This window comes from Bacteroides sp. D2 (genome assembly GCF_025147085.1).
Classification (GTDB): Bacteria; Bacteroidota; Bacteroidia; order Bacteroidales; family Bacteroidaceae; genus Bacteroides.
In genome coordinates this window covers 5,113,987-5,131,374 of the sequence record NZ_CP102261.1, presented here as the reverse complement: position 1 = coordinate 5,131,374, position 17,388 = coordinate 5,113,987, and the positions used below count along the sequence as shown (strand labels likewise).

Below are 17,388 nucleotides of genomic sequence, written 5' to 3'. Positions count from 1 at the left end.
ATTTATTATTCTTGTTCAGCCGTATGCAAAATAAATGTAGTAGCTCCAATTGTCACAATAGCGCCATCTTCAATATGTACACGGTCTTTATCTCCCAGAATTTCATTCATAAGGAAAGTACCTGTGAGACTAGGAGCATCTCGTAATGTGTAGACTAGCTTTCCTTGCTTATTACGCTTTATATTGATGATGCAATGGCGTCGATCCATGCTCATATCACCACTTTCAATGGGAGTATTAATGTTTGTTCCTACACAACGGCGGCCTATGACATTGTCACCTTCCTGCAAGGGAAGTAACTGTTTAAAACCAAATACATTTTCGATAACAGTGATATATCCGAATTCTTCTTTATGAGATTCAGCTTCTTCTTCCAGGTTTTCTTCCTTTCTAAGAGCCTTAACTTTACTTTTTCCTAACCGGATACTGAATTGCTTGCCACAATGTTCGCATTCAAATACCAGTGATTGGCCTTCGCTATACTTGGTTTCATCAAAATAAAGATAATTCTCACATTTAGGACAAAGAACTCGTTTCATGCTTTTTAAAAGGTTTTTTTATTTAGCCAGTAACCAGGCATTCTTATAAGTTTCGTTTTTTCTTAGCTCAAGTAATTGCTTGGTCGCTTCATCACGGTTGTTGAATGAACTGATACTGACACGTACTTTGCCATCAGTGTTCAGAGCTTTTGCATCAGCAAATCCTTTTGATTTTAATTGGGTTGCAATAGCTTCTGCATCTTTCAGGCTGATTCCTCCTGCCACAATGATATGAAAAGGATGATTTGCACTTTCTTGAGATTTCACCGCAGGAGCAGGAGCCGCTGTTTCCTGTTTTACCACTTTCACTTCTCTTACTGCAATCGGTTTGGAAGTCTTGGCTTTATCCGTTGTATGCTTTTTAGCAGATGAAGTTTTGGTTGAAGCGGAAGAAGCAGAAAACTTCTTTGCTTGTTGCGCAGCATCGTTCTTAACATAAACAGGAGTTATTGCAACCGATTGCTTTTCTATTTGCTCAAAAAGCTCGCTGGGCAATAACTGTGCATAATTGTTCTTTTGAACATCGGTATTCTCTACCGGAGTTGAAAAGGCAAAGAACAGTACGATGGCAGCAATCATTGCTGCAGCATTGCGGAGATACGCACGGTTGATACTAATTTCAAAAGTCTTCTTTTCCTTTTCCGGATAAGTCGGTATCAATACTTTTTCTTTCTGCTGCAGAGCCGAAAGTTCATGTATTTCAAAAGAGTCGAGACCATATAATGAAGGAGTCGTTATCTTATAATCATAAGGAATGAACTCGTAGTTGCCATAAATGTTATAATGAATCTCGCCTATATTATCCAGATGGGCTTTCCCTTCCTCATGAAGGAGACCGATAAATTCGTTTACTTCTTTTTCTACTATACGGTTGGCGTCAGCAAAACTTGTGTCGTATGCTGACATATAAGATTGCACCAGTACGCCGTCATTCAGTTTTAATTGAGGATTAAAACCGATTGTACGGGTAGGAGGTAAAAATATATTTTCTTCCTTTACGCGGGTTGCGGGCGAATAATGCGCTACAAAACCACCAAATCCCGGAACAATGACGCAGTCGTTTTCCAGTAGTAAAGTCTCTATATGTTGTGCCAATTCAATCATGTCTGCAAAATTAAGAGATAAATTGAATATATCCCAGAAAACTTCGAAAAATTCACTACTTTTGCATCGTTTTATTTATCACTATCAATAATGAACTATATACAGACAGAAATAGACGGAGTATGGCTGATCGAGCCTAGAGTTTTCTCCGATGAACGGGGCTATTTTATGGAAGCCTATAAGAAAGAAGAGTTTGAAGCCAATATTGGTCCCGTAAACTTTATACAGGACAACGAGTCGAAATCATCTTTTGGTGTATTGCGTGGATTGCACTATCAAAAAGGAGAACATAGTCAGGCGAAACTAGTTCGTGTTCTTAAAGGAGAAGTGCTCGACGTTGCCGTTGATTTGCGTAAATCATCGCCTACGTTTGGAAAGCATGTTTGTGTATTGCTTAGTGAAGAAAATAAGAGACAATTTTTTATTCCCCGTGGTTTTGCTCATGGCTTTGCTGTCTTGAGTGAAGAAGCTGTTTTTACATATAAGGTAGATAACAAGTATGCTCCGCAAGCGGAAGCCTCTATTTTATATAATGACGAAACATTGGGGATCGACTGGCCGTTGGCAGAGTCGCAAATGTTATTATCTGCGAAAGACAGAGAGGGAACTGCTTTCAAGGACGCCGTTTATTTTGAATGAATTTCTAAACAAACAATAGATTAAGTATGAAAATTGCAATCGTGGGAACAGGGTATGTGGGTCTGGTGTCAGGCACATGTTTTGCCGAAATTGGCGTGAATGTAACGTGCGTAGACACGAACAAAGAGAAAATCGAATCTTTGCAAAAGGGGAACATTCCAATTTATGAAAATGGATTGGAAGAGATGGTACTCCGTAATATGAAAGCAAAGCGATTGAAGTTTACTACCTCATTGGAAAGTTGTCTGGATGAAGTGGAAGTTATATTCAGTGCAGTTGGAACTCCTCCGGATGAAGATGGCAGCGCTGATTTGAAATACGTATTGGAGGTGGCCCGTACCATTGGTCGCAATATGAAACAGTATAAATTGGTAGTTACCAAAAGTACCGTTCCGGTAGGCACTGCCAGTAAGGTTCGTGCGGTTATTCAGGAAGAACTGGATAAGAGAGGTGTGACGGTTGATTTTGATGTGGCTTCTAATCCGGAATTCCTTAAAGAAGGAAATGCTATCAGTGACTTTATGAGCCCGGACCGCGTGGTAGTGGGAGTGGAGTCGGCACGTGCGGAGAAATTGATGTCCAAACTATATAAACCATTCTTATTGAATAATTTCCGTGTGATTTTCATGGATATTCCGTCTGCGGAAATGACTAAATATGCGGCAAATTCGATGCTGGCAACCCGTATAAGTTTTATGAATGATATTGCAAACTTGTGCGAGATTGTTGGTGCGGATGTGAATATGGTGCGTAGTGGGATAGGTTCGGATACCCGTATCGGACGTAAGTTTCTGTACCCGGGTATCGGATATGGTGGTTCCTGCTTCCCCAAAGATGTGAAGGCATTGATTAAAACAGCAGAACAGAATGGTTATACCATGCGGGTACTTACGGCTGTGGAAGAAGTGAATGAGAACCAAAAAAGCGTCTTGTTCGAAAAGTTAATGAAACAGTTTAATGGTGATTTGCAGGGTAAGACTGTTGCTTTGTGGGGATTGGCATTTAAACCGGAAACGGATGATATGCGTGAGGCTCCGGCATTAGTCCTGATCGATAAATTGCTGAAAGCAGGTTGTAAAGTACGCGCATACGATCCGGCTGCCGTGCAAGAATGTAAGCGCAGGATTGGTGATACTATCTATTATGCTTGCGATATGTATGATGCCGTACTGGATGCTGATGTGTTGATGCTGGTTACCGAATGGAAAGAATTCCGTCTGCCTTCATGGGCCGTTATCAAGAAAACGATGTCCCAGCAGATTGTGTTGGACGGACGTAATATATATGATAAAAAAGAGATGGAAGAACTCGGATTTATTTATCACTGTATTGGTAAATAAAAAAATAAGAGTATCTTTATACAAAAACTAAAATAGATGATGAAAAATGTGGCTGTATCGTTAATGGCAATCTTTTTCGCGGCATGTAGCGGCAATAAGAGTCCCCATTCTCTTCAACAAGAGAAAGAGGATCTTAGTGCAAAAGGACTACTGCAGGGAATTTGGCTGGACGATGAAACGGAGAGCCCGTTGATGCGTGTAGAAGGAGATACTATCTACTATGCAGATGTGCAAAGTACTCCCATTGCATTTAAAATAATACGGGATACTCTTTATACTTATGGAAATGATACTACTTATTACAAGATTGATAAGCAGGCAGAACATATATTCTGGTTTCATTCCATAACGGATGATGTAATTAAGTTGCATAAATCCGAAGATGCCAATGATTCAATCTATTTTGTCCGTCAGGAATTAGTCATTCCGGCATATACGGAAGTAACCAAACGCGATAGTGTAGTGACTTATAATGGCACTCGCTATCGCGCATACGTATATATTAATCCTTCTAAAATGAGAGTCATCAAGACGACTTATTCCGAAGACGGGATTAGCATGGATAATGTATACTATGATAATGTGATGCACATTTGTGTGTATGAAGGTAAAAAGAGCCTGTTTGCCAGCGATGTTACCAAACAGATGTTTGACAAAGTACTTCCTGTCGATTTTCTGGAGCAATCCATCCTGTCAGATACAAAGTTTATGAAAGTAGACCGGAACGGTTTTCATTATCAAGCTGTCCTGGCCATTCCGGAAACTTCCATATATAGCATTGTAAATATGGAAGTAAGTTTTAAAGGAGATTTGACTATCACTTCATCCAAATAAAAAAGCACCATACATTCAGATCGTATAGTGCCGGATTAAAAAGCCTTGCTTTAATTTTGTCTGGGGGGAGACGGACGGTTATTTCTCTTTCCTCCGTTATTATTATTCCTTTTTCCCCGGAAATCTTTTCTTTTGTAGTTGCCACCCTTGCCCTTGCTAAAAGAACGCGGTTTGTATTCCGGAGCTTCTCCCAATTCTTCAGGAATAGGAATTTTATAAATCTCTTTTTCCAGGAAGTTCTCAATACTTTTGAAGTTACTTTGTTCTTTCTCGCTGATGAACGTAAGTGCTACACCATCATTGTTGGCACGTGCTGTACGTCCGATACGGTGTACATAGTCTTCGCTATCGTGAGGCACGTCGAAGTTGATAACCAGGCGGATATCATCGATATCTATACCACGTGCAACGATGTCTGTAGCTACCAATATATTGATTCGTCCGGCTTTAAACTCGTGCATAACCGTTTCCCGTTGAGCCTGTTCCAAGTCCGAATGCATTTCACCTACATTCAGCTTCATTGATTTCAACGCCTTGGCCACTTCTTTAACTTTGATTTTGGAAGATGCAAAGACGATCACACGTTCCGGAACTTCATCCATAAAAAGACTGCGTATGATTCCCAGCTTTTGATTCTCGTAGCAAACGTATGCCGCCTGAATAATCTTTTCTGCAGGTTTGGAAACTGCGAGCTTTATCTCTGACGGATTATTTAAGATTGTGTTTGCTAATTGCTGAATCTTTGCAGGCATTGTTGCAGAAAACATGATTGTCTGTCGTTCCTTTGGCAGATATTTTGCAATTTGCATGATATCTTCATAGAATCCCATGTCGAGCATCCGGTCTGCTTCATCCAGAATAAAATAAGAAACCTTGGAAAGATCTACATATCCAAGGCTTAAATGGGCGATCAGACGTCCGGGAGTAGCAATAACAACATCAGCTCCTAAAGTGAGTCCTTTTTTCTGTTGTTCGAACAATATTCCATCATTTCCACCGTATACGGCGACACTCGATACCGGCATAAAATAGGAAAACCCTTCCATTTGCTGGTCGATCTGTTGGGCCAATTCCCGGGTGGGAGACATGATGACACAATTAATCGCATCTTCCGGATGTTTACCTTCAGATAATTTATTCAATACAGGCAGTAGAAACGCGGCCGTTTTACCTGTTCCTGTCTGTGCTACTGCGATCAAATCTTTACCCTCAAGTATGATTGGAATTGCCTGCTCCTGTATAGGCGTACATTCGTCAAATCGCATGGCATCAAGCGCCTCAAGCACATTTGCATTTAATTGTAGTTCGGAAAACTTCATTCTTTTATTTAATTTGTCAGCAAAGATAATCTATTTTTTGGTCTAATTACATATTCAAGTAAGAATCTTTGAATCCGAGGAAATAGAGCACTCCGTCCAGCCCGATGGTGTTGATTGATTGCTTGGCATTTGCCACCACTTTAGGCTTTGCGTGGAAAGCAATTCCCAGTCCGGCAACCCCTAGCATAGGGAGGTCATTAGCTCCATCTCCTACGGCGATGGTCTGTGCAATATCCACCTTTTCCACTTGTGCAATGAGGCGGAGCAGTTCGGCTTTCCGTTTTCCGTCTACTACATCTCCCAGGTAACGTCCGGTCAGTTTGCCGTCGATGATTTCCAGTTCGTTGGCATAGACATAATCTATACCGTATTTCTTTTGCAGGTACTGGCCGAAATAAGTGAATCCTCCCGAAAGGATAGCAATCTTGTAACCGTACTTCTTCAATACATACATCAGCCGTTCTACGCCCTCTGTGATAGGCAAACTCTCGGCTATTTCCTGCATGACTGATTCGTCCAGCCCTTTCAATAGTGCTACACGGCGGGTAAAGCTCTCTGTAAAGTCTATTTCTCCACGCATGGCGCTTTCTGTGATTGCTTTTACTTCGTCGCCTACACCGGCACGGATAGCCAGTTCGTCAATCACCTCTGTTTCGATTAATGTAGAGTCCATATCAAAACAGATCAGACGGCGCATACGACGGTACATATTATCCTGTTGGAAAGAAAAGTCCATTTCCAGTTCGCTAGCTAACTTCATCAGCTTCTCCTGCATCGCAATGCGATCTTTCGGAGTACCTCTCACTGAAAATTCGATGCAAGCCCTGGTACGTGTATCTGCCTGACATTCATCCAACGGGATACGACCTGTCAGACGTTTGATAGCATCAATATTCATGCCCTGTTCGGCTAATATGCTTGTAGCGGCAGAAATCTGTCGGGCGGAAAGCTTGCGTCCCAGAACCGTCAGGATATAACGGTTTTTCCCTTGCATACCTACCCAGTTTTCATATTGCTCGGTGGTGATAGGTTCAAACCGAATGGTCACTCCCAAGGAAGAAGCCTTGAACAACAATTCCTTCATAATGAATCCGGAATGTCTTTCTTCACTCTTGAACAGGATACCCAGCGATAATGTATTATGAATATCTGCCTGGCCGATATCAAGAATCGTGGCATCATATTTGGCAAGGATTTCGGTCACGGAAGCAGTCAGTCCCGGGCGATCTTCGCCGGTAACTCGAATCAGAATCAATTCAGTATTTGATGGTTGCATAAAAAATAGACTTTAACGCTGCAAAAGTAGAGAAAAAAGTTCGTTTTTATGCTAAATAATATAAAAAGTTATACCCCAAAAGTGAGATTTTTGCTTATTTGCTTGGAAGTTAATTTAATATTTACTTACCTTTGCACCCGGTTTCAAAAATAAAGGCTCTGATAATCAGCGGATTCCTCTTCGCCTGATGCCTGAAAAGACAATGTTTCGGGAAGAAACCACTGTTTAAGGACAGTCCCGGATAGTATTAACTAAAACCGAATTACATGAAGCATGTAAAATGGATTTTTGTTGTATTACTGATTTGTTCCTTGACCGCTTTCGTTGAGAAAGACAAACCTACCGGAGGTTTGAGTGAGGGTGACGTAGCCCCTGATTTTAAAATCGAATCTACGTCAAACGGGCAACCCGCCTTTAAATTGGGAAATTTGAAAGGTAAATACGTGTTGCTAAGTTTTTGGGCAAGTTATGACGCGCAGTCCCGGATGCAAAATGTAAGTTTGAGCAATGCGCTTCGTTCTTCTCATAATGTGGAAATGGTTTCTATTTCATTTGACGAATATCAGTCAATATTTAAAGAAACCGTTCGTAAGGATCAAATAGTTACGCCCACTTGTTTCGTGGAAACAGAAGGCGAGGATTCCGGCTTATTTAAGAAGTACCGTTTAAATCGGGGATTCACTAACTATTTATTGGATGGAAATGGTGTAATTATAGCCAAAAACATCTCTGCTGCAGATCTTTCTGCTTATGTAAAAGAAGTCGGTTAACGATTTTAAGAATATAAGGAGGAAGAGGGATTTTCCAAATCACCATCAGGTGAAAACAATGGAGAATAGACAAAAGAGGAAATGGATACAACAAAAAAGTTCCGCCTACACTTGCATTAGCAAGAATAGGCGGAACTTCTACTTTTATACTCTTCGTTTATCCGGTGCATCCAAAACCTTAGGGCAATCTATGGATAGAATCCGTGAAGACTGCGGAAGGCTTGCCTACCTTTTATTTAGGTGCCTTCTGGTACAAGAAGAATGCGATACCCGCATAAAGGATATTAGGAATCCAGACTGCAACGGCAGGCGGCACATTTCCGTTCACGGCAAAGGTGGAAGTAATCGTCTGGAACAGGATATAAGAGAAACTTAATCCTAATCCGATACCCAGATGAAGCCCCATACCGCCTTTCGTTTTTCGGGACGAAAGCGATACACCGATGATGGTAAGGATGAAAGAGGCGAACGACATAGCGATTCGTTTGTGATATTCAATCTCAAACTCCTTGATGTTGGCAAACCCTCTTCGTTTCTGTTTGGCGATATAATCGCTTAATTCGGGACTGGTCAGCATTTCCTGCTGGTTTTTCATGATAAGAAAGTCAGAAGGTTCCATATTGATGATAGAGTCTATCCGGTCTCCTTTAGTGATTTTTTCCTTTAAACCATCCAGTTCGCGTACCATATAATCGTGGATCGTCCATTTATGAACGGTGGTGGTGTCATACGTGATCCGTCGTGCAGTCAAATGCGAAACCAGCTTTTTATCCACAAATTTGTCCAATGAAAAGCGGTTACCGGTTTTCATTGCGTTGTTATAGTTGTCGATATATGCAATCACTCCGCTATCCACTTCCAGCTGCACATTGCTTACCGAGTTTTGTTTCTTTGGTTTGATATACCGGTCTTCAAAATTCAGACGCGTAACACTTCCTTTCGGAATCACATACGAACTTAGTGTGAAAGTGACGAGGGCGATGATAGCGGCAGAAATCATGTAAGGGCGCATCATCCTCTTAAAGCTCATACCGGTGGAGAACATCGCAATAATTTCGGAGTTTTCTGCCAGTTTGGAGGTAAAGAAAATAACAGCAATGAATACGAACAACGGACTGAACAGATTGGAGAAATAGGGGATAAAGTTCATGTAGTATTCAAAGATTATTTTATCCCATGGAGCTTCATGCTCCATTAGTTTGTCCATCTTTTCGTTGAAGTCAAATACCACTGCAATAGAAATGATTAGTGCAATAGCAAATACGTATGTCCCCAAGAACTTCTTGATGATATACCAGTCCAGCCGTTTTATAAATCGATTGCTTTTCATTTCTTATAATCTAGTTGATACTCTTTTGACCATCATCGGCTTCCAGGTTGAGAAATCTCCGGCGATAATATGCTTCCTTGTTTCTCCTGCCAGCCACAGATAGAATGCCAGATTATGTATGGAAGCGATTTGCATAGCCAGTAGCTCTTGCGCATGGAAAAGATGGCGCAAATAAGCCTTGCTGTACAATGTATCCACGCAAGAGGCTCCGTCAGCTTCGATGGGAGAGAAGTCTGTTTCCCATTTTTTGTTCCGCATATTGATAATGCCATCTTTGGTGAACAACATGCCATTTCGTCCGTTTCTTGTAGGCATAACGCAGTCGAACATATCCACACCGCGTTCTATTCCTTCAAGAATGTTGACAGGAGTTCCGACACCCATCAGGTAACGGGGTTTGTCTTTAGGAAGTATTTCATTGACAATCTCGATCATTTCATACATCTTGTCTACCGGTTCACCTACCGCCAAACCGCCGATAGCATTCCCGTCAGCACCTTTGGATGCAACAAACTCTGCAGATTGCTTGCGCAGGTCAGGATAAACGCATCCCTGCACGATGGGGAAGAGAGACTGATTGTAACCGTATTTAGGTTCTGTCTCGTTAAAACGTTGTATACAACGGTCGAGCCATCTGTGGGTTAATCCCAATGACTTTTTGGCATACTCGTAATCCGAGTCACCCGGGGGACATTCGTCAAAAGCCATCATAATATCCGCACCGATCGTACGTTCTATGTCCATCACCTTCTCCGGAGTGAAGATGTGCTTGCTTCCGTCGATATGCGAACGAAATTCGGCTCCCTCTTCACGCAGCTTTCTGATTCCGGCTAATGAGAATACCTGAAAACCACCGCTGTCAGTCAGCATGGGGCGGTCGAAACCGTTGAAACGGTGCAGCCCGCCTGCTTTCTCGATCACGTCCAGTCCCGGACGCAAATAGAGGTGATAGGTATTACCCAGAATAATCTGTGCCTGAATATCTTCTTTCAATTCGGTCAGATGTACTCCCTTTACAGTGCCCAGTGTGCCCACCGGCATGAAGATAGGTGTTTGTATCTGCCCGTGGTCCGTTGTTATCAGACCGGCACGGGCATTACTTTTAGTGTCTGTATATTGTAACTCAAATGTCATTCCTGGCTGGGTTTCTTAACAGATAAATCAATAGGATCCGCTACTTTCTCGTTGGTCAATGCAATAGCGAATACCTCTTTTATATCGTTTACATAGTGGAAAGTCAGTCCTTTCAAATAAATATCTTGAATTTCATCTATGTTCTTTTTGTTCTCGGCACTCATGATGATTTCCTTGATTCCGGCACGTTTGGCTGCCAATATCTTCTCCTTGATGCCACCCACAGGAAGCACTTTGCCGCGAAGAGTGATTTCTCCCGTCATGGCAATGTTGGCTTTCACTTTTCTTTGAGTCAGGGCAGAAGCCAGTGAAGTGGCCATCGTGATACCTGCTGACGGACCATCTTTCGGAATAGCCCCTTCAGGAACGTGGATATGGATATTCCAGTTATCAAAAATCTCTTCATTCAGACTAAGGACAGAAGCATGCGCCTTGATATATTCAAGTGCCAGCATAGCAGATTCTTTCATCACATCTCCCAGGTTACCGGTCAATGTAAGACGTCCGCCCTTGCCCCGGCTTAAACTGGTTTCTACAAATAAGATTTCGCCTCCGACAGCTGTCCATGCCAATCCGGTGACTACACCTGCGTAATCATTTCCCTGATACTTGTCGCGTGTATATTCCGGTGCTCCAAGGAAATCATACAAATCTGTCGGTTTGATTTCCGTCTTGGCGAAATAACCGTCCGTAGCATATTGACGGGCCGATTTGCGAAGAATCTTACCGATCTTCTTTTCTAGCTCACGAACACCACTTTCACGGGTATATGACTCGATTATGGCTTCCAGTGTATCTTTGGGAAGTTTAATATCTGTCTTTTTAAGTCCGTTGGCTTCCAATTCTTTGGGGAGCAGATGCTTGCGGGCAATCTCTACTTTTTCTTCTGTGATGTATCCGCTTACTTCAATCAATTCCATACGGTCGAGCAATGGACCGGGGATTGTATTCAGGTTATTGGCTGTTGCAATAAACAATACCTTGGAGAGATCATAGTCTACATCCAGGAAGTTATCATGGAAAGATGTGTTCTGTTCCGGGTCGAGCACTTCCAACAATGCAGAAGAAGGGTCCCCCTGACGGTCAGCACTGACCTTGTCTATTTCATCCAAGATGAAAACAGGATTAGAAGCACCGGCTTTTATCAAGCTCTTGATGATTCGTCCCGGCATAGCGCCAATATAAGTCTTACGATGACCGCGAATCTCTGCTTCGTCATGCACACCGCCTAAAGACATACGTACATATTTCCGTTTGAGCGCAGATGCGATGGATTTTCCAAGAGATGTTTTACCCACTCCCGGAGGGCCATACAAACAGATAATCGGTGATTTCATATCACCTTTCAGCTTCAATACGGCTAGATGTTCTAAAATACGTTCTTTTACTTTCTCCAGTCCGTAATGATCTTTGTTCAACGTCTTTTCTGCGTTTTTAAGGTTCAGATTGTCAGTTGTATAAGTACCCCATGGGAGATTGAGCATCGTTTGCAGATAGTTGAGTTGTACGCTGTAATCCGGAGATTGCGGATGAGTGCGTTCCAGTTTGGCAAGTTCTTTCATGAACGTGTCTCTGACTTCTAAATTCCAGCGCATTCTTTCTGCCTTCTGGCGCATTTCCTCTATTTCCTGCTCCTGACCGCCGCCACCCAGTTCATCCTGGATAGTCTTGATCTGCTGTTGCAGGAAGTATTCGCGTTGCTGCTGGTCGATATCTTCGCGGGCACGCATTTGGATGGATGCCTTGATTTCTGCCAACTGCACTTCACGGTTCAGAATTTCCAGTAAGTGATAAGTGCGTTCACGCAATGAGTTGATGCTCAACAAGTCCATCTTCTCATCTTTCTTGAACGGCAGGTTTGAGCAGATGAAATTGACGAGGAACATTGAGTTGTTGATATTTTTAATAGCAAACGACGAATCCTGATGCATCACATCTGACGATTTGATGTATCTCATTGTCAAGTCCTTGCAAGTTTCCACCAGGGCTTGAAACTCTTTATCGTCTTTGCCAGGGACATCTTCCTCCAAAAGTTCTATTTCACCTTTCAGGTACGGATGAGTTTCGATGATGCTAGTCAGACTTAAACGTTTCATTCCCTGAAGAATGACAGTTGTTGTCTGATCGGGCATTTCCAATATCCGCACAATTCGTCCTACGGTACCGATATTGTGTAAATCTTCCAGTTTCGGATCTTCTGTATGTGCCGATCTCTGGCATACTACTGCAATATCTTTATGTTTCTTGTCAGCATCTCGTACGAGTTTCAGAGAAGACTTACGGCCTACCGTGATTGGCAGGAATACTCCAGGAAACAATACCATATTACGTAAGGGGAGTACCGGAAGAATTTCACCAGATTTCACATTTACATCAAATGCTTGTTCATCGTTCCCATCATAGTCTGTGATTAGCGAGAAGCTGTTATCGCCTCCATCTTCCAATAAATATCTTTCTTTCATCTTTTCGTTTTAATTTAGTTTATGTCATACTGATATGCATAAATCGTTTGCAAAGTTAATTGATTCTCTCTAATAATAAAGCACTGCACAGAATAAAAACACAAAAACAATGCCAAAATATCGGCTTGTAAAGGGAGTATTCCATAATTATTATTTATTTTTGGCGATTTGCAATAAAATAATAGTATAAAACGGCTTTAAGATAAACGGATAAAATGTCGAATCCTTATTTTCAATTTAAGCAATTTACAGTGTGGCACGACCAATGTGCCATGAAAGTCGGTACGGATGGGGTGCTTTTAGGGGCTTGGGCTTCAGTTGAAGGTGCGCGCCGTATATTGGATATTGGCACGGGGACAGGATTGGTGGCTTTAATGTTGGCGCAACGCAGTTTGCCGGATGCAAAGATTGTGGCGTTGGAGATAGACGAGGCAGCTGCCGGACAGGCCAGGGAAAATGTGGCTCGTTCTCCTTGGCGAGAGCGGGTAGAAGTGGTGCAGGCTGACTTTAAGAAATACCGGTCTTCGGATAAATTTGACGTGATTGTTTCAAATCCTCCTTATTTTGTCGATTCGCTGGAGTGTCCGGATCGGCAGAGGGCTGCTGCCCGACACAATGATTCATTGACTTATGACGATTTGTTGGAAGGAGTAAGCGGATTATTGACAGAAAACGGATTTTTTACAGTGGTGATTCCGGCAGATGTAGCTGAACGGGTAAAAAAGATAGCTTCTATAAAGAAATTATATGCAGTCCGTCAACTGAATGTAATCACTAAACCCGGCGGTATTCCGAAACGTGTTTTGATTACTTTTTCTTTTTCCAATCAAGAGTGCATTGTAGAAGAACTATTGACAGAACTGGCTCGTCATCAATATAGTGAGGAATATATGACGCTAACCCGGGATTATTATTTGAACATGTAAAAGGGTGACGCTATCCGGTAAAGATAGTGACGGTATATGCTTGCGATAGTGACGGTATCGCTGTCATATACCGTCACTATTTCAAAGCTAGTTCAAAAACGCTATTTTGAGATCTTCGTTCTATTCCTTTCTAACTCATAATTCAAAAGAGTAATTTCTAGCTTTTGAACACTATTTTCTAGCAGTACTTTCTGAAGTTGCTCTTGAAGTGAAATTATTATTTGTCTTTTGATAGTCTTAAATTCAATAAGCTGCTACAATAACTATACTACTCTTTTAAATTATTTGTTTTGTATATGCTTTATTTTAAATTCTTTCAGTGACTTTTCTATCTTTTGATAAAGGTCTGTCGTTTTTGTTGAGTATGTAGATAAAGAGCCCCTAGGCTCATCTGCGAATCTGAATAATTCATCTGCATCTGCATATATTGATACTAACTCATTATAAGCATCTTTACAACTTGAAGGATAATCATTTAGTTGTGGCATTATAGCCTCGATTGAATCTTTCTTTTGTTTTAGTCTCTTATAGGTATCTGTTGTGATAATAAACTCCTGATGCTTCGCTAAGGCTTCATTGAAATCAGTGCAATATTCTCCATTGTATTCATGATCGTAAATTACTTTTCTCCAAGTATCACAATAATGAAGAGCTATTGCTTCACTTAAATCAGCTTCTTTCTCAATCATAGAAGCGGTATTAGAGAGTTTTGCTATATACTCCTTTTCTGAATTACATGAAACCAAAACTATGGCTAGTATCGCACTCAAATAAAAAAACTTTTTCATCATATCGTTATTTTTGTTACACAATCAATTTATTAGAATCCTGTTTGTAATACTGTATTAGAGTATTACAAGATTGATATTTTATATTCAAAAAAACATTTATTTTATTACTTGAAGAATATCCGATGATACGCTTATTTGATTCTTCTGGAATTCTAAAATTCAGAAAGGGACTTTGTGAATGCGAATATAGTGAAATGAAAATAACAACGAGCATCAGCAGAGTTTTCTTCATGTGTTTAAGTATTTTGTTTGTTATCGTTTTCTCTATAAACAATGTTTGTATTTCCGCTATAAAGTTAACGCAAAACATTGATAACGCCAAAATAAAAGGGGAATAAAGTTAACAAAATAGATTTTTACTCTAAATTAAATAAGAAGATGAGGATAATGCTAGAAACCTGTTCAAAGATATTTCAAAGAATTGCCCTTTTTATTTGCCCCCAAACGGGGATAATTACACTTATTCTATATATAATAAAAAAGCCAATACTAATTGTACTGGCTTTATTTTGTGAATCTTGACTTGATTTTCTTCGTCGGGGTAGCGGGATTCGAACCCACGACCCCCTGCTCCCAAAGCAGCGTGATTATAAAGGATATTCAGCTACATATCAGTCAATTATAATGATGTGAGCTAACCATTTCAAAGATAGTTCAAAGAACGCTATTTTGAGAGCCTTATTTTAGCCCTTTCTAACTCATAATTCAAGAGAGCAATTTCTTGCTTTTGAGCACTATTTTCTCGCAGCACTTTCCGGAGTTGTTGCCGAAGAGAAGCGATTAATTTATCTTTTTCTTCCATACATTTATATATTAAGATAAACACTATCATGAAACATTTTAAAGAATTACACATCTATTTTGAGATAGATCAAGAGAATTATGCTATTACCCGCACGATAAAGGATGAAAAAGGTAAAATCATATTTCAGCGTAAAACTAACTATCTTAAAGCTAATCCCTATACAGATGACCCTGTTTGTATTCTTGAAGATATACTTCAAAATGGTACTTCATCCCAAACTATTACATCGCTAAATGAGCTTTCAGATACGGAAATCCGGCTTCGGACTTTGGAGCTTGTACAAAGAACTTATAGTTGTCATAATCCCTTTGAGTTAATTGCACGCTCCATTGCACTTGCTAGATATGCAAAAACTGGTAAATACAATCGTTCTTCAGGCAATGTTACTGAACAAATAGGTTTGGAATACATGGAACGCATATATGACCAGTTAACAGAAAAACGATATGAACCCAAGCAGACCGCCAATAATACTAATGATAAGCCCAATGTCCCTAAGACGAATATATCGCTTTTCAAGAAACTGTTTTCGCGTTTCAGAAACAAATAAACCGTATCTAATAGCATTTAATCCAAGCCCTGTTATTTCAACAGGGCTTTCTTTGTCTACAATCCATTCTCCGTTAACCAATTCACCATTATACTTTAGCAGTTCGTTAGCATACAAGAAGTCTTTAACCTCTTGATATCCTTGAAATCTGTCACAATACATCTTCTCTAATCGCTTCCGTTCTTTATTCTGAATATTAGCAATTCGTAATAAAGTCAGCAGACATTTATCATTAAAATTATGAATTTCTCTCATTATTCAAAAGTTAAGCAATCAATTAACTAGACTTCTAAACTTATATGATCATTCTTTTTCATAGAATAGCAGTCCGACACGATCTATATGCTCGCCAATAGGAGTCCCTATATTTTTATTATAGTCAACTACGTCAACCTTATACAATAACCCCAAATCTTCTATCTGGATATTTATATCCATTAGTTGGTTAAAAGTTATATTCTCTCCTACAGCTGCCAAATCTATATCAGAACCTTCCGAATAAGTTCCTTTTGCCCTGGAGCCAAAAATAAGTACCTTATCAATATTGGGGAAGCGCCGGAATACACTACAAATATCCGTTATTACTGTATCACTAAGGCCGTACATAATCAAAACAATGTTCCCATTTCCATTCGTAGCTTTTCTTCATTCAACCTGCTATCAAGTTGTTTCAACAAAAGCGAATACTCCTCATATATTTTGCGTACAATTTCAATAGCATCACCTTCATTATAAGTATGCGAAGTAGTAACCCTAGCTTTTGCCATTCTACGCCAGCCGTCATGATCTGTGATCATATTATCTTCAAATGCCTTTTGAAGAGTGCCATTCGGACCTTGCACAAACTCGTAACCTTTATATTTCAACAGATCCTGAAGGACTTTCCAGCCAAGTTCAAAAGTATATTCAAATCTTTGTATCAGTCCTTCCATTTCAAGTTCAGATAAACTATCGGGAGTCTTATCAGATTCAGTTATATCCAGAATCCGCTTATTAGCCCGGTGAAAGCTGTCATATCTTTGTAACCAACGTATATCTTGTTCCATAAATCTATTTTTCTTAGTTGTAAAATCAATTAAATAGGCTTCTTTATCCAGTTTATATAGAGTTAATGAAGTCTACAGCAGAATTCATATTACGTTTAGTGTACTCCATGTATTCTCTGATAGCTTGATCTGTATATCCTTTGTTTTTAAGAATCTTCCATTTGCGTAAATGTTGTTTGAAGTCATCGCTGTTTTCATCCACTGTCGGCACCTCTTCTGCAGAAGCCTCGTTATATGGCTTATTGGGTTCTTTTTTCTGTTCTGCTACAATATTTTCATCCTTGGCAACATCGGGCTTATCGTTATCCTTTGAGTTACTTTGCTCCTTTATTGCAGAAGAAAGTTTATCAATGCTTGAAGACAATTCGCGGCTTCTTTCAGTATATAAATTTTTTAGTTGTTTTACATCTGCTACAAGCTGAAGGAATTTCACAATCAAAACAAAAAGAATAATCAACTGGATAATTCCAGCCAATAGATATACAACACCTATAAATCCAAATGCTTCCATAATTAGTTTTTT

18 protein-coding genes are annotated in these 17,388 nt (G+C 40.3%); 6 read left to right on the top strand and 12 right to left on the bottom strand.

Translation table 11 applies throughout. The annotated features are described in order from the left end of the window. Window positions 1–5: 5 nt before the first annotated feature. Window positions 6–539, bottom strand: coding sequence for an FHA domain-containing protein (locus NQ505_RS18930; RefSeq protein WP_008998259.1), 534 nt, complete (start codon window positions 537–539; stop codon window positions 6–8). Between the two features lie 18 nt (window positions 540–557). Continuing rightward, window positions 558–1,643 (bottom strand): SPOR domain-containing protein, encoded by a 1,086-nt coding sequence (locus NQ505_RS18925; protein WP_259825640.1) that lies wholly within the window; start codon window positions 1,641–1,643, stop codon window positions 558–560. A 90-nt stretch (window positions 1,644–1,733) separates the two neighbouring features. Between NQ505_RS18925 and rfbC the strand changes: the two genes are divergently transcribed. From rfbC to NQ505_RS18910, 3 genes are read left to right on the top strand one after another with little or no spacing between them, the layout of a single operon-like run. Beyond that, window positions 1,734–2,282, top strand: coding sequence for a dTDP-4-dehydrorhamnose 3,5-epimerase (gene rfbC, locus NQ505_RS18920; protein WP_004303149.1), 549 nt, complete (start codon window positions 1,734–1,736; stop codon window positions 2,280–2,282). 26 nt (window positions 2,283–2,308) lie between these two features. Further along, window positions 2,309–3,622 (top strand): UDP-glucose dehydrogenase family protein, encoded by a 1,314-nt coding sequence (locus tag NQ505_RS18915; protein ID WP_008998713.1) that lies wholly within the window; start codon window positions 2,309–2,311, stop codon window positions 3,620–3,622. A 36-nt stretch (window positions 3,623–3,658) separates the two neighbouring features. Next, window positions 3,659–4,456 (top strand): DUF4738 domain-containing protein, encoded by a 798-nt coding sequence (locus tag NQ505_RS18910; protein ID WP_004295905.1) that lies wholly within the window; start codon window positions 3,659–3,661, stop codon window positions 4,454–4,456. 50 nt (window positions 4,457–4,506) lie between these two features. Here the strand turns inward: NQ505_RS18910 and NQ505_RS18905 are convergent, their stop codons facing one another. Then, window positions 4,507–5,775 (bottom strand): DEAD/DEAH box helicase, encoded by a 1,269-nt coding sequence (locus NQ505_RS18905; protein ID WP_004295906.1) that lies wholly within the window; start codon window positions 5,773–5,775, stop codon window positions 4,507–4,509. 46 nt (window positions 5,776–5,821) lie between these two features. After that, window positions 5,822–7,051: a phosphoserine phosphatase SerB gene (gene serB, locus NQ505_RS18900; RefSeq protein ID WP_004311666.1), complete on the bottom strand. Its 1,230-nt coding sequence runs from the start codon at window positions 7,049–7,051 to the stop codon at window positions 5,822–5,824. A gap of 266 nt (window positions 7,052–7,317) precedes the next feature. Here serB and NQ505_RS18895 point away from each other — a divergent pair, with 266 nt between their 5' ends. Beyond that, window positions 7,318–7,821: a thioredoxin-like domain-containing protein gene (locus NQ505_RS18895; protein ID WP_004295908.1), complete on the top strand. Its 504-nt coding sequence runs from the start codon at window positions 7,318–7,320 to the stop codon at window positions 7,819–7,821. 232 nt (window positions 7,822–8,053) lie between these two features. Here NQ505_RS18895 and NQ505_RS18890 read toward each other — a convergent pair whose 3' ends face one another. Genes NQ505_RS18890 through lon form a run of 3 tightly spaced genes read right to left on the bottom strand, consistent with a single transcriptional unit; the run spans window position 8,054 to window position 12,747 of the window. Next, window positions 8,054–9,151, bottom strand: a complete 1,098-nt coding sequence (locus NQ505_RS18890) for an LptF/LptG family permease (RefSeq protein ID WP_004295909.1) — start codon at window positions 9,149–9,151, stop codon at window positions 8,054–8,056. A gap of 3 nt (window positions 9,152–9,154) precedes the next feature. After that, window positions 9,155–10,285: a tRNA guanosine(34) transglycosylase Tgt gene (gene tgt / locus NQ505_RS18885; protein ID WP_008998710.1), complete on the bottom strand. Its 1,131-nt coding sequence runs from the start codon at window positions 10,283–10,285 to the stop codon at window positions 9,155–9,157. Beyond that, window positions 10,282–12,747 (bottom strand): endopeptidase La, encoded by a 2,466-nt coding sequence (lon, locus tag NQ505_RS18880; RefSeq protein WP_004295911.1) that lies wholly within the window; start codon window positions 12,745–12,747, stop codon window positions 10,282–10,284. The genes tgt and lon overlap by 4 nt, the downstream gene beginning before the upstream one ends. Before the next feature lie 215 nt (window positions 12,748–12,962). Between lon and NQ505_RS18875 the strand changes: the two genes are divergently transcribed. Further along, the gene (locus NQ505_RS18875) at window positions 12,963–13,673 is read left to right on the top strand and encodes a tRNA1(Val) (adenine(37)-N6)-methyltransferase (protein ID WP_008998709.1); all 711 of its coding nucleotides are present in this window, start codon (window positions 12,963–12,965) and stop codon (window positions 13,671–13,673) included. A 281-nt stretch (window positions 13,674–13,954) separates the two neighbouring features. Here the strand turns inward: NQ505_RS18875 and NQ505_RS18870 are convergent, their stop codons facing one another. After that, on the bottom strand, window positions 13,955–14,464 hold the full coding sequence (locus tag NQ505_RS18870) for a hypothetical protein (RefSeq protein ID WP_004311658.1): 510 nt from the start codon (window positions 14,462–14,464) through the stop codon (window positions 13,955–13,957). A gap of 664 nt (window positions 14,465–15,128) precedes the next feature. Next, complete coding sequence (locus tag NQ505_RS18865; RefSeq protein ID WP_008998708.1) at window positions 15,129–15,266, bottom strand: hypothetical protein; 138 nt, start codon at window positions 15,264–15,266, stop codon at window positions 15,129–15,131. 28 nt (window positions 15,267–15,294) lie between these two features. On the opposite strand from NQ505_RS18865, the gene NQ505_RS18860 reads away from it, so the two are divergent. Continuing rightward, the gene (locus NQ505_RS18860; RefSeq protein WP_008998707.1) at window positions 15,295–15,819 is read left to right on the top strand and encodes a hypothetical protein; all 525 of its coding nucleotides are present in this window, start codon (window positions 15,295–15,297) and stop codon (window positions 15,817–15,819) included. Window positions 15,820–16,122: 303 nt separating this feature from the next. Here NQ505_RS18860 and NQ505_RS18855 read toward each other — a convergent pair whose 3' ends face one another. The 3 genes from NQ505_RS18855 to NQ505_RS18845 are packed head-to-tail and all read right to left on the bottom strand — an operon-like array spanning window position 16,123 to window position 17,376. Then, window positions 16,123–16,425, bottom strand: coding sequence for a nucleotidyltransferase domain-containing protein (locus NQ505_RS18855; RefSeq protein WP_008998705.1), 303 nt, complete (start codon window positions 16,423–16,425; stop codon window positions 16,123–16,125). Window positions 16,426–16,427: 2 nt separating this feature from the next. Beyond that, entirely contained in the window at window positions 16,428–16,865 is a 438-nt protein-coding gene (locus NQ505_RS18850) for an HI0074 family nucleotidyltransferase substrate-binding subunit (RefSeq protein WP_005681114.1), read from the bottom strand. 52 nt (window positions 16,866–16,917) lie between these two features. Beyond that, window positions 16,918–17,376, bottom strand: a complete 459-nt coding sequence (locus NQ505_RS18845; RefSeq protein ID WP_008998704.1) for a hypothetical protein — start codon at window positions 17,374–17,376, stop codon at window positions 16,918–16,920. Window positions 17,377–17,388: the final 12 nt, after the last annotated feature.